Annotated in this window: 13 protein-coding genes and 1 pseudogene; 4 read left to right on the top strand and 10 right to left on the bottom strand. The window is 57.2% G+C overall.

The genetic code is table 11. The annotated features are described in order from the left end of the window. Positions 1-56: 56 nt before the first annotated feature. Both PSES9_RS0101705 and PSES9_RS0101700 read left to right on the top strand, forming a co-directional pair. Positions 57-689: a cation transporter gene (locus tag PSES9_RS0101705; RefSeq protein ID WP_010483377.1), complete on the top strand. Its 633-nt coding sequence runs from the start codon at positions 57-59 to the stop codon at positions 687-689. A 290-nt stretch (positions 690-979) separates the two neighbouring features. Continuing rightward, the gene (locus PSES9_RS0101700) at positions 980-2,515 is read left to right on the top strand and encodes a nucleobase:cation symporter-2 family protein (protein ID WP_010483376.1); all 1,536 of its coding nucleotides are present in this window, start codon (positions 980-982) and stop codon (positions 2,513-2,515) included. Positions 2,516-2,571: 56 nt separating this feature from the next. On the opposite strand, the gene PSES9_RS0101695 is transcribed toward PSES9_RS0101700, so the two are convergent. After that, the gene (locus tag PSES9_RS0101695; protein WP_010483374.1) at positions 2,572-3,462 is read right to left on the bottom strand and encodes a LysR substrate-binding domain-containing protein; all 891 of its coding nucleotides are present in this window, start codon (positions 3,460-3,462) and stop codon (positions 2,572-2,574) included. 187 nt (positions 3,463-3,649) lie between these two features. On the opposite strand from PSES9_RS0101695, the gene dkgB reads away from it, so the two are divergent. Then, entirely contained in the window at positions 3,650-4,450 is an 801-nt protein-coding gene (gene dkgB / locus PSES9_RS0101690; RefSeq protein WP_010483372.1) for a 2,5-didehydrogluconate reductase DkgB, read from the top strand. Positions 4,451-4,469: 19 nt separating this feature from the next. Here the strand turns inward: dkgB and arfB are convergent, their stop codons facing one another. Next, positions 4,470-4,883, bottom strand: coding sequence for an alternative ribosome rescue aminoacyl-tRNA hydrolase ArfB (arfB, locus tag PSES9_RS0101685; protein ID WP_010483370.1), 414 nt, complete (start codon positions 4,881-4,883; stop codon positions 4,470-4,472). A gap of 159 nt (positions 4,884-5,042) precedes the next feature. On the opposite strand from arfB, the gene PSES9_RS0101680 reads away from it, so the two are divergent. Then, the gene (locus PSES9_RS0101680) at positions 5,043-6,104 is read left to right on the top strand and encodes a metal-dependent hydrolase (RefSeq protein WP_010483368.1); all 1,062 of its coding nucleotides are present in this window, start codon (positions 5,043-5,045) and stop codon (positions 6,102-6,104) included. 142 nt (positions 6,105-6,246) lie between these two features. Here the strand turns inward: PSES9_RS0101680 and PSES9_RS25620 are convergent, their stop codons facing one another. From PSES9_RS25620 to PSES9_RS0101650, 8 genes and pseudogenes are all read right to left on the bottom strand, one after another. Further along, positions 6,247-7,113 carry a methyl-accepting chemotaxis protein gene (locus PSES9_RS25620; RefSeq protein ID WP_425439575.1) on the bottom strand — a complete coding sequence of 289 codons (867 nt, stop codon included), beginning with the start codon at positions 7,111-7,113 and terminating at the stop codon, positions 6,247-6,249. Next, positions 7,105-7,293 (bottom strand): annotated as a pseudogene (locus PSES9_RS25615) (HAMP domain-containing protein); the annotation flags it as partial. The pseudogene PSES9_RS25615 and the gene PSES9_RS25620, both read right to left, overlap by 9 nt. A gap of 1,087 nt (positions 7,294-8,380) precedes the next feature. Continuing rightward, complete coding sequence (locus PSES9_RS24990; RefSeq protein WP_157998225.1) at positions 8,381-8,536, bottom strand: hypothetical protein; 156 nt, start codon at positions 8,534-8,536, stop codon at positions 8,381-8,383. Between the two features lie 12 nt (positions 8,537-8,548). Continuing rightward, positions 8,549-10,009, bottom strand: a complete 1,461-nt coding sequence (locus PSES9_RS0101670; RefSeq protein WP_010483362.1) for a sodium-dependent transporter — start codon at positions 10,007-10,009, stop codon at positions 8,549-8,551. A 127-nt stretch (positions 10,010-10,136) separates the two neighbouring features. Continuing rightward, complete coding sequence (gene maiA / locus PSES9_RS0101665) at positions 10,137-10,796, bottom strand: maleylacetoacetate isomerase (RefSeq protein ID WP_010483361.1); 660 nt, start codon at positions 10,794-10,796, stop codon at positions 10,137-10,139. Then, the gene (locus tag PSES9_RS0101660; protein WP_010483359.1) at positions 10,789-11,772 is read right to left on the bottom strand and encodes a fumarylacetoacetate hydrolase family protein; all 984 of its coding nucleotides are present in this window, start codon (positions 11,770-11,772) and stop codon (positions 10,789-10,791) included. The genes maiA and PSES9_RS0101660 overlap by 8 nt, the downstream gene beginning before the upstream one ends. A 67-nt stretch (positions 11,773-11,839) precedes the next feature. Continuing rightward, positions 11,840-12,922 carry a 4-hydroxyphenylpyruvate dioxygenase gene (gene hppD / locus PSES9_RS0101655; RefSeq protein WP_010483356.1) on the bottom strand — a complete coding sequence of 361 codons (1,083 nt, stop codon included), beginning with the start codon at positions 12,920-12,922 and terminating at the stop codon, positions 11,840-11,842. A gap of 314 nt (positions 12,923-13,236) precedes the next feature. Continuing rightward, a complete protein-coding gene (locus tag PSES9_RS0101650) occupies positions 13,237-14,469 on the bottom strand; it encodes a bifunctional alpha/beta hydrolase/OsmC family protein (RefSeq protein WP_010483354.1) in 1,233 nt (410 codons plus the stop codon). Positions 14,470-14,606: the final 137 nt, after the last annotated feature.

Below are 14,606 nucleotides of genomic sequence, written 5' to 3'. Positions count from 1 at the left end.
CTCCGTAGTGACTACAGGGTTTAGCGTAGCGCTTATCGCATTCAAGGAGAAGTCTCATGGGCGCCAATTGCTGCAATCACACCCCGGATCCATCCACCCAGCAACAACCAGAACGCTATCGCACAATTCTGTGGATCGCGCTGGCGGTCAACCTGGGCATGTTCTTTATCGAGATTGCCAGCGGCGTCAAGGCTGGCTCGGTATCGCTGCTTGCCGACTCCCTGGACTTTCTAGGTGACGCCGCCAATTACGGGATCAGCCTCTGGGTGCTTGGCATGAGCATCGCCCTACGCGCCAGGGCCTCGTTGATCAAGGCGGTATCCATGCTGATATTTGGCGTTGGCGTCTTAACCGTGGCGGTCTGGCATGCCATAAGCGGACAGGTCCCCGAACCGCAAACCATGGGCCTTATCGGCACCCTGGCACTGCTCGCCAACCTCGGCGTAGCCGCACTGCTCTACGCCTACCGTGAAGGTGACAGCAATATGCGCAGCGTATGGCTGTGCACACGTAACGATGCGCTGGGCAACATTGCCGTATTGCTCGCGGCAGTCGGCGTCTTTGGCACAGGCACCGCCTGGCCAGACTTGCTGGTTGCCACTGTCATGGCGTTGCTGGCGATCACCTCAGCCTACCAAGTCGCCCGCCAGGCCCAGCAGGAACTGAAAAGCGAGCACGTCCATACCTGACAGCAACCTGACCCAGGCTCAGGCCGTCGCATCATCCAGATGGGGCGGCCTTGACCTTTTGTCGATTTTAAAGCAACGGATCGTACACAATAAATAAAACCACATACGTCAGTAATAAAAGATAAAAGCCCCGTTCTAGAGCAGCAAAAGCATCACCAGCCAGACATTTTGTGACTGACCGTTCGGACAGGTTATGATCATTTTTCTAATAAATTGTATACAAGCACTAGCCAAAGCCCCCCTTTGTTCCCTACATTACGAGCACAAGAAAAAAACGGGAACACCTCACTATGCAATCGCCATCAGTTGAAAGTGCTTCATCGCAACGTCCTGAAGATGAGAACCTCGGTGTCGGAGCCAACATGGCTTACGGCTTGCAGCATGTACTGACCATGTACGGCGGCATTGTTGCCGTACCGCTGATTGTCGGCCAGGCCGCAGGACTATCACCCAGCGATATCGGCTTGCTCATCACCGCATCACTATTTGCCGGGGGGTTGGCCACGCTCCTGCAAACCCTGGGCCTGCCATTTTTTGGCTGCCAACTCCCCCTGGTCCAAGGCGTTTCATTCGCGGGTGTGGCGACAATGGTCGCAATTGTCACCAGCGACGGCGCGGGTGGCATCCCCGCAGTGCTAGGCGCCGTGGTGGTGGCCTCACTTATAGGGTTGTTGATTACCCCCATATTTTCGAAAATCACAAAGTTCTTTCCGCCATTGGTGACGGGCATTGTCATCACCACCATCGGCTTGACCTTGATGCCCGTAGCGGCTCGCTGGGCCATGGGCGGCAACAGTAACGCACCCGACTTCGGCAGCATGGCCAATATCGGCCTGGCCGCGATTACCCTGGTCTGCGTGCTGATACTGAGCAAGCTTGGCAGCGCAAGCATCTCGCGCCTGTCGATCCTGTTGTCGATGGTGATCGGCACCGTGATTGCCATGACCCTCGGCATGGCGGACTTCTCGCGCATTGGCGACGGCGCCTTTGTCGCCATGCCCAGCCCGTTCCATTTCGGCATGCCGACCTTCCACATCGCCGCCATCATCTCGATGTGCATCGTGATCATGGTGACCCTGGTCGAAACCAGCGCGGACATTCTTGCCGTTGGCGAAATCATCGAAACCAAGGTTGACTCCAAGCGCCTCGGCAACGGCCTGCGCGCTGACATGCTGTCAAGCATGCTGGCCCCCATATTTGGTTCGTTCACCCAAAGCGCCTTTGCCCAGAATGTCGGCCTGGTCGCAGTGACAGGAATAAAAAGCCGCTACGTGGTTGCCACTGGCGGCCTGTTCCTGGTGTTGCTCGGCCTGCTTCCAGTCATGGGCCGGATCATTGCAGCAGTACCGACCTCGGTTCTCGGCGGCGCTGGCATCGTCTTGTTCGGCACCGTGGCCGCGAGCGGTATCCGTACGCTGTCCAAGGTCGACTACCGCAACAACATGAACCTGATCATCGTCGCGACTTCCATTGGTTTTGGCATGATCCCAATCGCGGCGCCCAGCTTCTATCACGATTTCCCAAGCTGGTTTGCGACCATCTTCCACTCGGGCATCAGCTCGGCTGCAATCATGGCGATCGTGCTCAACCTGGCGTTCAATCACTTCACCACCGGCAACTCCGACCAGCAGTCAGTGTTTGTGGCCGGTACCGAACGCAGCCTGCGCTACCGAGACATCGAGGCGCTTGAAGACGGCGACTACTTCAAGAGCGGCAAGCTGTTCAATGCCCAGGGTGAAGAAGTGCCCATCATCGGCAGCGATGCACCAAGCCCGCATTCAAACCCTAGCGATGCCCGGACCGGCATGCCGACCGAACAGGTCTAGCCTGTGGTTCAAACAAAAAAACCGGCCTTGCGCCGGTTTTTTTGTGGACCTGATACTCACTGCTCAAGCATTTGCTCGCTCAGGTAATCAATAAAGCAGGCAATGCGCGAAGCCAATGCCGTATTGCGATAGTAGACCGCATTGATCGGCTGACGCACCTCCAGGGTCGAAGACTTGAGTACCTGTTGCAGCCTGCCGTCTTTACGGTCCTGCCCGGTCATGAAATCTGCCAGGCACACTATTCCGGCATCGGCCAGGGCCAGTTGCCGCAAGGTCTCACCACTTGATGCCGACAAGCCAGGGTTGATCAGATAGGAATTACCCTGCCCGCAGCGTAGCGGCCACTGGTTCAATGACTCTGGCTGGGTAAAACCGAGCAGGCTGTGCAGATGTAGCGCCTCGACTGACCTGGGCTCACCATGGCGCTGCAGATAGCCGGGGCTGGCCAGGACACGCAAGGTACTAGTGGCCAGGGGACGTGCATGCAGCGTTGAGTCACGCAGAGGACCGATACGAATGGCAATATCGGTCCGTTGCTCAAGCAAGTCGATGATCTGGTCGCTGCTGTTGAGCTCAAGCTGGATATCCGGATACTGCTGACGGAACCCCGCCACCAGCGGCACTATGCTGTGCAACATAAAAGGCGCAGCAGCGTTGACTCGCAAACGCCCGGCCGGGCGCTGGCGACGCAAAGCCATTTGTTCTTCGGCTTCTTCCACAGATGCCAGGATCTTGCGTGCCTGGGCCAGGAAAACCATGCCCTCCTCGGTAACTTCCAGGCGCCGCGTGGTTCTACGCATCAAGGTTACATCGAGTTTTTCCTCGAGCCGGCTCAATGCACGGCTCACGCCCGAAGCGGTTTGCTCAAGTTGCTCGGCAGCCGCCGTGATGGAACCGCTGTCGACCACCATCACATAAGCTTGCAATTCATCTAAAGTCGTTTTCATTCGTGAACTTTAGTCAATTATGTTTGACCTGTAACCCTATTAATACGCATGAATAAAGCCTGCAAACTCAAGCCAATCCAAACCTGCAGAACGCCTGTCTTGCAACGCTAAAACTAAACGATGAGCCCGTTAGGCTGTCAGCTAGGTTATCGCGCTAGATTTTTACCCATTACCTAAGGAGCAAATAATGTCTCTTCCAGCATTTGGCCTCGGCACATTTCGCCTCAAAGACCAGCAAGCCATAGACTCGGTAACCATGGGCCTCGAGCTCGGCTACCGGCACATCGACACTGCACAGATTTATGGCAATGAGGCCGAAGTCGGCCAGGCGATTGCTGCCAGCGCAGTAGCGCGCGACGACCTGTATCTTACAACCAAGATCTGGACCGATAACCTGGCTGGCAATGCGCTTATTCCAAGCCTCAAGCAAAGCCTGAGCAAGTTGCAGACCGATTATGTCGACCTGACCCTGATCCACTGGCCTTCGCCCAAGGATGAAATCCAGGTCAGCGAATACATGAGCGCCCTGCTTGAGGCCAAGGCCCAGGGCCTGACCCGCGAGATTGGAATTTCCAACTTCACCATCCGGCACATGCAGCAAGCCTTTGAAACGGTCGGTGCCGAGCAGATCGCCACCAACCAAGTCGAAATACACCCCTACCTGCAAAACCGCAAAGTGGTTGAGTTTGCCCGGGAAAATGGCTTGCAGCTAACCGCCTACATGCCATTGGCCTACGGCAAGGTGATGAACGATGCGCTATTGCAGCGTATCGCCGAGACTCACAACAGCACCCCGGCCCTGGTTTCCCTGGCCTGGCTGCTGCAACAGGGTTTCGCCGTGATTCCGTCTTCAACCAAACGCAGCAACCTGCAAAGCAATCTGCAGGCGATGAACCTTAAACTGAGCGAAGCTGAAATGGCTGAAATAGCGCAACTCGACTGTGGCGAGCGCCTGGCTAATCCTGGCTTTGCACCTCAATGGGACTAACCCGGGCGTTTGCCCGTGACTAAAAATCCACACGCCCGCGCCCTGCCTTGATCGCGCCACGCTTGGTCTTGCCTTCCAGCCGACGTTTCTTGGAACCGAGGGTCGGCCTGGTTGGGCGCCGGGCTTTCTCGGTCTTGCCTGCGCTTAGGATCAACTCGCACAGGCGCGCCAGGGCATCTGCACGATTCTTCTCCTGGGTGCGAAACTGCTGGGCCTTGATGATCACCACGCCATCGGCCGTAATCCGGCTATCACGCATCGCCATCAACCGCTCTTTATAGAACGCTGGCAGTGACGAAGCCTGGCTGTCAAAACGCAGGTGCATGGCGCTGGACACCTTGTTGACGTTTTGCCCGCCCGCACCTTGAGCCCTGATTGCGGTTAGCTCGATCTCATCATCAGGAAGCTGAACACTGTTTGAAACCACCAGCATGGCAAGACCTTGCACAAGAATTTGCCTGCACAATACAACATCAGTTGGCGCCGATCTGGATATTCAGGTCGAGATTGAAATGTTTTTTAGTACATTTCGCTGCAGTGCCGCAGGTCAGATCCGGTTAACCTAGGCGCTGCCCGATCACGAGGACTCGCAATGGATTCGCTTACACAGGTGGTGCTTGGTGCCGGTATCCAGGGCGCGTTGCTCGGTCGCTGGCAAGGCCGCAAGGCACTGCTCTATGGCGGCCTGCTCGGCACACTGCCGGATATGGATGTACTGATCCATTACGGCGACGCCGTCGCTCAGATGACCTATCACCGCGGCTTTAGCCACTCGATATTCGTCCTCAGTGGCATAGCACTGCTGTTGACCCTGCTGATCAGGCGCTTTGCGCCCAACCCCGGATATTCCACCCAGCGATTATTGCTGACGCTCTGGTTGGTACTGGTCACCCACCCGCTGCTCGACAGCTTCACCAGTTATGGCACTCAGCTGTTCTGGCCAATGACCACCACACCTGTTGCCTGGTCGAGCATATTTATAATCGACCCGCTCTACACGGTGCCATTGCTGGCAGCGATGCTGCTGGGCCTGATCTACGGCCTGGGCGGCAAGGCAGGCAAGGCGCCTGCGATTGCTCTAGCCATTTCAAGCCTTTACCTGGCATCCAGCCTGGTGGGCAAGAATGTCGCCGAACAGCGTGTCGAAACCCAGTTGCGCCACCAGGGCATCCAGGCGCAACAGATCTTCAGCACGCCGACGCCTTTCAATACCCTGTTATGGCGCGTGATCGTTATTGATGGCGATAACTACTACGAGGCGCTGTCCGGCTGGTTTGATACCGAGCCCCCGACCCTTGAGCGCATCCCGCTGGGTACAAATCTGGGCAAGTCGCTGGCTGGCTCACCGGCGCTGACCCGACTTAGCTGGTTTACCGATGGGGTATTGCGTTACGACCGTATCGGTGACCACCTGATCGTTACCGACCTGCGCCTGGGTATGACCGGGTTTCACCCATTTCGCTTTGACTTTGCCCACTGGCAAGACGGCAAGTGGCAGGTTCAGGATGAGATCCAGCGTTGGCCGGTTGAGCGCGGCGACCTGAATCGGCTCAAGCTATTGTGGACGCGGATTTGGCAACCACAAACATCTGTACCGCTGGCACTTTGGGCCAGTGAACTGAGCAAACCCCTGATAAGCCAGAACAAACTCTAGGGCGGACAGCGCTTTTCTGTCCGCCATTTGCGCCATCCGCACCCAGGCTTGCGTTGCACAAGCTTCGCGTTGTCGCACCCTACTCGACCGGCCGTTGAGTGGACGAGGCTTATGCGTCCACTCAACGGCTAGCATCGAAGGCTTACTGAACCCTGAATTGCTTGACCAGGCCTTGCAGCTCAACACCCAGGCGCGCCAGCTCGGCGCTTGAGGCGGCGGTTTGTTCGCTGGCCGAGGCGCTTTGATCTCCGATGTCACGAACCCGGGTGATGCTCTCGCTGATGTTTTCCGCCACGCTGCTCTGCTCCTCGGCGGCGGCTGCAATCTGATGATTCATCTGCTCGATGGTGCTCACCGACTGGGTAATTCGGCCTAGCGCATCGCCGGCCTGACCAGCCAGCACTACGGTACGCTGGGTCAGGCTCAGGCTGCTGTCCATCTGGGTTACCGCATCCTTGGCCATCGATTGCAGGCCAGCAATCAGCGTTTCGATTTCCTCGGTGGAGCTGTAGGCGCGTTGCGCCAGCGCCCGGACCTCATCGGCAACAACCGCAAAACCGCGCCCCTGCTCGCCCGCGCGCGCCGCCTCGATGGCCGCATTCAAGGCCAACAGGTTGGTCTGCTCGGCGACGGAACGAATCACCTCAAGTACGCTGCCGATGCGCTCGCTCTCCAGGTTCAACGCCTGGATGGCCTGGGCGGATTGCTCGACCTCACCAGCCAGGCTATTAATCTGGCCCACCGCCTGCTGCACAACTTGATTGCCCTGCTGGGCCTCTTGATCGGCCTCACGTGCGGCGACGGATGCCTGGTCCGCATTCTGCGCAACTTCCTGCACAGTCGCGGCCATTTCATGCATTGCGGTTGCCGTCTGTTCGGTTTCGAGCTTCTGCTCTTGCACACCGGAACTGGTTTGCGCCGTGATAGCCGAAAGCTGCTCGGCGGCGGCCGCAATCTGCCCCACGCCACCGCCAATGTGGCCGATCAGCTCACGCAAGCTCAAGGTCATGCGCTGCATGGCTGACATCAACTGGCCGACCTCATCGCCACGGTTGCTCGCGATGTTCTGACTTAGATTGCCCTCGGCAATTTGCTCGGCAAAGGTCACGGTTTGGCGAAATGGCGGGACAATCGAGCGGGTAATCAACAACGCGGCCAACACACCGATAACAGTGGCCGCTATGGCCATAACAATCAGAGCTAGCAATGCTTGATTGCGAATATCGAGCATGCGCTCATCTTCGGTTCTCTTCGCCGCCTCCACCAGGCTCAACACTGCCTGGGCCTTTTCCAGCATGGTTTTTTCAGCGCTTTCGCCCTGGCTGATCACCTGCTGGTAATTATAAAACGCTTGCTGATAGACCTTCAGTGCGTCCAGGGCGGCTGTAATCGAGCTCTTTTGCTCATCAGTAAGCCAGATCATCAGGTTGCGCGCGACGGTTTCCAAATCCTCGTTGGTGTACTTCCAATCCTTCAAGGCGTCCGCAGATCTATCAATGATGTACAGGCTTTCATTACTGCGCAGGTCCAGCATGCGCTTGCTCAAGCCTGAAGCGGTTTCCGCCAGGGTCAGGGGGTCGCTGCCCTTGAGATTGTCGCCCTGCAAGCGCAACTCACGCACGGCGTCATACATTTCAAACTCAATCACATCAAACTGGTCACGGGCCTCGCCCGCGGCCTTGCTCATTTGCTCACGGGCAGCGCGCGATTGATCGTTGAGCCGCACAAAAGCATCGAACTGCTGCTGGTATTGGCCGACCGCTTCATCCATGGCTTGCAGTTGGGCTTTCTGGTCAGCGTCCGCAGAGCTGGCCTGGGCCGCGATCAACTGCTTGACCAGGGTTAGCTGCTGGTTGGTTCTGGCAGCAGCCTCGGCGGTTTTCTTTTGCGCAAAGGCGGCCTCGAAGCGACGCGCCTCCAGGACTGCCACATCGATTTCCGAGAATTGGCTAACCTGCTCGTGCCGACTCGCGACAGCCTCCACAGCCCAATAGCCGGTCAAGGCAACGGCCAGCGTTAACAACAGCACCAAGGCGAAACCGCCAAGCAGTTTTTTACCTACGGCAAGGTCTGTAAAGAGGCGTGTAGCAGACGAAAACATGGGGCACTCCGTTATATTTATTCACTGAGTTCGCCAGCCGGTTAGCAAGATTAGGCTGGCACAGTGCTTGTTGGACCTTGTTCCATCGCAAGGCTTGTGCCATCAATCCGCCATAACCCGCAAGAGCCTCTATTACGGGCACAACAAAGCAACAGACAATCCATGGATGAACAAATCACAACATCCAGACGTGCTGTATCGGCAGCTTTACGCCGAGCTTGACCCGATGCTGGCGGAATTTCGCCATTAATTCAGCGTCAATAATTTGCCCAGCATTTTCCCTGGCATAAAAAAAGCGTGCGGTTTTCGCCGCACGCTTATTGCCCGCCAACTGCTCGTTCGATTAACGCCCTGCCAACGCTGGCATCACTCGCGGACGAAACAGTTCGCCCAGGATGGTCAGCACGCCAATGGCCCCGGCAATCCAGTACCAGCCAGCGATAGGGTCGAAGCCCAGCCATCCCAGTGCGTTGAGGAACACAATCATGATCAGCACCGGGCACACGTAACGCACCATGAACAGCCACAGCGCGTACCCCAGCGGCGGCAAGTTCAGCTCGTCACGCATGATCTCGTCACGCAATGCATAACCGGCAAACAAGACGATGAAGATACCGCCCAATGGCATCATCCAGCGTGACGTCAGGTAATCCAGCCAGTCAAAGAAGTTCTTGCCCATTGGCGTCCAGCCCGCAAGCAGGTTGAACGAAAGCATCGCCAGCAAGCTGATCACCAACAAGACCGCGCCCGAAACCGCGGCGGACTTGACCCGGCTGATACCGTGTTTTTCATTGAGATAGGCCACAGTGGCCTCGATCATTGAGATCGCCGAGGTCAGCGCGGCAATCGACACCATGGCAAAGAACAGTACGCCGAAGGCAGTGCCAAAAGGCATCTGCTGGAATGCCAGCGGCAAGCTCATGAAGATCAAGCCAGGCCCGGCACTCGGGCTCATGCCGTTGGCGAAGATAATCGGGAAGATGGCCAAGCCAGCCAACAAGGCCACTGCGGTGTCGCAGATGGCAACCATAAAGGTGGTCCGCGCAATCGACTGGCCGTCCGGGATATATGAGCCATAGGTCAGAATCGCCCCGGAAGCCAGGCTCAGGGTGAAGAATGCATGACCCAGGGCGGCAAGCAGCGCTTCGCCAGTGATTTTCGAGGCATCAAAGCTGAACAGAAAGTCGAAGCCCGCCGAGAAGCTACCGCTGGTCAAGGCATAGCCGACCAATGCCACCAACATTACCGCCAGGCCAGGCATCATCCAGCGCACCGAGTTCTCGATGCCCTTCTGCACGCCTTTGCCGACAATCCACAAGGTCAACAGCGCGACCAGCACGCTCCAGCCGCCGAGCTGCCAGGGATTGGCGTTGTGCGCTTCAAACACCGCGCCCAGGGCATCAACGCTGGTGGCTGCGAGCGAGCCATCAAGCATTTTCCAGGTGTAGGCAAAGGCCCAACCGGCAACCACCACGTAAAAACACAGAATCATAAACCCGGCCAGCATGGCCATACCGCCAACCGCCTTCCACAGCGGATTGCCGCTGTTCTCCTTGACCACGCAGCCAATTGCATCGATGGGGCTGCCGCGACCACGGCGACCGATGGCGATCTCGGTCATCATCACCGGAATACCAATGGCCAGGATGCAGGCAAGGTACATCAGCACGAAAGCGCCGCCGCCGTACTCACCTGTGATATAGGGGAATTTCCAGATATTGCCCAGGCCCACGGCGGAGCCGGTTGCAGCAAGAATAAAGCCCCAGCGGGAGAGCCAGAGGTTTTTAGGTTTTTCTCGGGTCATGCGTCACCTGTTGTTTTTATCTGTGACGGGATCTAACCCGCTGCGCTTATGGCGCGGCGGAGTGATGAAGAGTTCAGCAGCGCCAGCCTTGGCTGGCACGCCTCTCTCCCCGCAAGGCTGGTAAACCTTAGGTTGCGTCGGGTTGCACCTCCGGAGCCGCCTGTTTGAAGGCTTCGAGGGCTTCACAACGCGCCGTCATGGCGAGAATGCGCGGATACGCATCGAGGTCACAGTTAAAACGGCGCGCATTGTACACCTGTGGGATCAAACAGGCTTCTAGATATCCAGGTCTCTGACCAAGGGACAACTTGCCATCAAATACCGCCAACCCCTGCTCAACCGCCTTCAGGCCACTGTGCACCCAATGTTGGTACCACTGCGTCTTGGCGTCATCGGCAACGCCCAATTCGGTCGAGAGATACTTCAGCACGCGCAGGTTGTTCAGCGGATGGACGTCACAGGCGATGTGCAGCGCAAGCGCGCGCACTTGCGCACGCAATGCTGGCTCGGTTGGGAGCAGTGACGGCACTGGAAACACTTCGTCAAGGTATTCGATGATCGCCAGTGACTGGGCAATCTTGGTTTCGCGTCCGCAAACGTGATCAACCAGCAGCGGCAACAGGCCTTGGGGGTTCATCTGCTGATAGGCTGGCGCCAGTTGCTCACCGCCATCCTTGACCAGGTGCACCGCCACCTGCTGGTACGCAAGCCCCTTGAGGTTGAGGGCAATACGTACGCGGTAAGCCGCACTGGAGCGCCAATAGGAATAGAGCGTCAGCTCAGCCATCGTAGCGTTCCACGACCTGGTCAATAGCCCCGAAAATGCTTTGTCCGGCGGCATCGAACATTTCAATACGCACGCGATCGCCAAACTTCAGGAACGGAGTCTTGGCTTCACCCTGCTCAATGACTTCAAGCATGCGCTTTTCGGCCAGGCAGGATGACCCTGAGCTGCGGTCATAGTTGGAGACAGTGCCCGAGCCAATGATGGTGCCACTGCCCAGCGGCCGGCTTTTTGCCGCGTGTGCAACCAGCGTCGGGAAGTTGAAGGTCATGTCGGTGCCTGCATCCGGCTCGCCAAATAACTGGCCATTGATATGCGAAACCAGTGGGCGATGGACCTTGCCATCCTTCCAGCTCTCGCCAAGCTCGTCCGGAGTCACGGCAACTGGCGAGAAGCTCGATGATGGCTTGCTCTGGTAAAAACCAAAGCCCTTGGCCAACTCGCCCGGAATCAGGTTGCGCAACGACACATCGTTGACCAGCATCAGCAGTTGCACATGGCCAGCGGCCTCGGCAGCGCTAACGCCCATAGGCACATCGTCGGTAATCACCGCCAGCTCGGCCTCAAGGTCTATGCCCCAAGCCTCGTCGGCCATGGGAATCGGGCTGTGCGGGGCGATAAATGCATCAGAGCCGCCTTGATACATCAGGGGTTCGTGCCAGAAGCTCTCTGGCATTTCGGCACCGCGCGCCTTGCGTACCAACTCCACATGATTGACGTAGGCGCTGCCATCGGCCCAGTGAAACGCACGAGGCAAGGGACTGTGGCAAGCACTTTGCTCGAAGGCGAACGCTTCGGCTTCAAGGCCGTCGTTCAAGCGCTGATAACGTGCTTCGAGTTGCGGACGGATAGTATCCCAATCATCCAGGGCGGCCTGTAGCGTCGCGGCGATGGTCGGGACTTTGAGCGCGCGGCTGAGATCGCGCGAAACCACGACCAGTACTCCGTCGCGGCCTTGCTTGAGTGAGGCTAACTTCATAATCGAACCTTAAATTGGCAGAAGCAGCTGACGCAGCTTGAAGCGCTGCGCCAGTGGTGCATGGAGCTTAGTCGGCGGCGATCACACCGCGACGAACCTGGTCTTCCTCGATCGACTCGAACAAGGCCTTGAAGTTGCCCTCGCCGAAACCTTGATTACCCTTGCGCTGGATAATCTCGAAGAAAATCGGGCCAATTACCGTATTGGTGAAGATTTGCAGCAAGATGCCGTCATCGCCTGGCGCACCATCGATCAAGATGCTCAGCTCGCGCAGCAGTTCGGTCGACTCGCCATGGCCCGCAACGCGGGTATCAACCTTGTCGTAATAGGTGCCTGGAGTGCTCATGAAGTCCACACCATTGGCGCGCAATTGGCGAACGGTGGCGAAAATATCATCGGTACTCAGGGCGATGTGCTGGATGCCCTCTCCCTGATACTCGCGGATAAACTCCTCGATCTGCGACTTGTCATCGGCCGACTCGTTGATCGGGATGCGAATCTTGCCGCAAGGCGCGGTCATGGCCCGCGACAACAGGCCGGTGAGCTTGCCTTCGATGTCAAAATAGCGAATCTCGCGGAAGTTGGCGATGCGCTCGTAAAAGCCGGACCAAACATCCATCTGACCGCGCTTGACGTTATGAGTCAGGTGATCAAGGCCCATCAGGCCCACGGCATTGTCCTGCGGTGTACGGCCTTCGATGAACTCAAAGTCCACGTCGTAGATGGTGTTTTCGCCAAAGCGATCCACCAGATACAGCAGCGAGCCGCCAATACCCTCGACACATGGGATATTCAGCTCACCGAAGTTGGCGTGGCTACCCACCAGCTTGGCGCCTTGCGACTCAACATAAGCCGCCGCCTGTGCAGCGTTTTTAACCCGGAAAGCCATGGCACAGGCGCTTGGGCCGTGCTTGAGGCCGAACTCGCGAACATGGCCGGTCGGGCTGCCGTTGAGTACGAAGTTGATGTCGTTCTGCTGGAACAGAAAGACTTCCTTGGAACGGTGCTTGGCGGTTTCGGTGAACCCCATGGCAGTGAACAGCTCGCGCAGTTGCTCGATACCTTCGGGCGTCGGAGCGGTGTACTCAACGAATTCGAAGCCATCGGTACCAATCGGGTTGTGCTGTTCGATTTTATTCACGGCGTTCATTGCGCCTCCTTGTTGTTCTCGGGCGGTTGTGGGCGGCCTCGCAAGCTGCCCAAGTGCAGCCATAACACCCTTAGAACGCCGGGCGAACAAGCACCTAGGCCCCAACCAGAAGCAACCCAGGCCTGCTTGCGCGGCACGTTTTCCTTACACCCAGGATTTATGGCAACAGCCAGCTATTCGGCGCCCAACACCCGTAAACTTATCGTTACAAGGCGGTTCAATAAGCTGCCATTGCAGCGCGCAAGCTAACGCCTGGCAAACCCCAGATAGCAAAAAACCACCCGCAGGTGGTTTTTTGCTTGTGCGGCACCAGCCTATTTGGTGCGTTCCAGCTCAGTGGTGATCACGGGGTCGGATTCAAGGGTTTTATGTACCGGGCAGCGATCGGCAATCTTGAGCATGCTTTGGATCTGCTCCTCGGTCAGCTGGTCGCCCTTGAAGCTGATAAAACGCTGGATTCGCTCAATCTTGCCCTCTCGCCCTTCACACTCGCTGCAATCCTGGGCATGGATACGCTCATGAACAAGGCGAACGTCGATATCTTCAAGTGGAATTCCCTTGCGCGTGGCATACATGCGGATGGTCATTGAGGTGCAAGCCCCCAGGCTCATCAGCAACAATGCATAAGGCGTGGGACCCAGATGGGTTCCGCCGACGCTTTTCGGCTCGTCGGATACAAACTGGTGGGCGTTGGTATAAAGACCGCGCAGGAACTGCTTGTCCAGCTCAGTCACCAACACATGGCCTTCTTCAAGATCTGCGGCGACGGGTTCTGCTGCTGGCACCTCTACATAACGCTCGGCCCAGGCGGAAAGGGTCTTGGCTACATAGCGCGCATCTTCTTTCTTGCTCAACAGGTGATCGGCCTGATCCAGCGACACATAGCTTTTAGGGTGCTTGGCCGCAGTAAAGATCTTCGCCGCCTCATCCACGGGAACAATGCTATCGATTGGGGAGTGAAAGACGATCAAAGGTCGACGCAGCCGCGTGATGTGCTGCAAGTCGGTGTATTGATCCAGGTCTTCGATGAGCTGCTTCTTGATCGAAAACTCACGCGTGCCAAGTTTGACCCGAGCCTGCCCCTGCGCTTCGATCTCGGCTTTGGAGCTGCTGAACAAGTGCTGCACATGATGCGCTGTCGAAGGTGCGGCAATGGTTGCAACGGCTTGCAATGACGGAATTTTATCGACCGCCGAAAGTACCGCGGCGCCACCAAGGCTGTGGCCGATAATCAACTTCGGCGCGGCATACTCGGCCTCGAGCATTTTAGCGGCGGCAACCAGGTCTTCGACATTGGAGGTGAAATTGGTATTGGCAAAATCGCCGTCACTATTGCCAAGCCCGGTGAAGTCGAAACGCAGCACGGCAATGCCCTGGTCAGCCAGCTCACGGCTGATCCGCGACGCGGCGGCAATATCCTTGCCACAGGTAAAGCAATGGGCAAAAAGCGCGTAGTACTTGACCGGTTGCAGGCTATTGGGCAACTCCAGCAAACCTGCCAGTTGCTGCCCCTGACTGCCAGTAAACTCGACTTTGACTCGATTCATTTAGCTATCCCTTGTGTGTGCCTGGGCCACTCCGTACTCAGCCCGAATTTGATAAGATGACGCCTCATTCGACGTCGATCTTGCGCATTTATTACGCCGACTGACCCACGGCTAAATGCTGCCTGCCCTAATCCTAG

It is taken from the genome of Pseudomonas sp. S9, assembly GCF_000222125.1.
In the GTDB taxonomy this organism is placed as follows: domain Bacteria; phylum Pseudomonadota; class Gammaproteobacteria; order Pseudomonadales; family Pseudomonadaceae; genus Aquipseudomonas; species Aquipseudomonas segetis.
The sequence above is the reverse complement of the archived record's forward strand: the minus strand, read 5'-3'. Positions and strand labels throughout refer to the sequence as shown.

Coding starts and splice junctions, on each gene's coding strand:
- maiA (WP_010483361.1), bottom strand. CDS start 10,796: ATGGCTGAGCTGACGCTCTATTCCTATTGGCGCTCCAGTGCGGCTTAC.
- PSES9_RS0101670 (WP_010483362.1), bottom strand. CDS start 10,009: ATGACCCGAGAAAAACCTAAAAACCTCTGGCTCTCCCGCTGGGGCTTT.
- PSES9_RS0101660 (WP_010483359.1), bottom strand. CDS start 11,772: ATGAAGTTAGCCTCACTCAAGCAAGGCCGCGACGGAGTACTGGTCGTG.
- PSES9_RS0101650 (WP_010483354.1), bottom strand. CDS start 14,469: ATGAATCGAGTCAAAGTCGAGTTTACTGGCAGTCAGGGGCAGCAACTG.
- PSES9_RS0101705 (WP_010483377.1), top strand. CDS start 57: ATGGGCGCCAATTGCTGCAATCACACCCCGGATCCATCCACCCAGCAA.
- PSES9_RS0101695 (WP_010483374.1), bottom strand. CDS start 3,462: ATGAAAACGACTTTAGATGAATTGCAAGCTTATGTGATGGTGGTCGAC.
- PSES9_RS0101680 (WP_010483368.1), top strand. CDS start 5,043: ATGGATTCGCTTACACAGGTGGTGCTTGGTGCCGGTATCCAGGGCGCG.
- PSES9_RS0101700 (WP_010483376.1), top strand. CDS start 980: ATGCAATCGCCATCAGTTGAAAGTGCTTCATCGCAACGTCCTGAAGAT.
- hppD (WP_010483356.1), bottom strand. CDS start 12,922: ATGAACGCCGTGAATAAAATCGAACAGCACAACCCGATTGGTACCGAT.
- dkgB (WP_010483372.1), top strand. CDS start 3,650: ATGTCTCTTCCAGCATTTGGCCTCGGCACATTTCGCCTCAAAGACCAG.
- PSES9_RS25620 (WP_425439575.1), bottom strand. CDS start 7,113: ATGACCTTGAGCTTGCGTGAGCTGATCGGCCACATTGGCGGTGGCGTG.
- arfB (WP_010483370.1), bottom strand. CDS start 4,883: ATGCTGGTGGTTTCAAACAGTGTTCAGCTTCCTGATGATGAGATCGAG.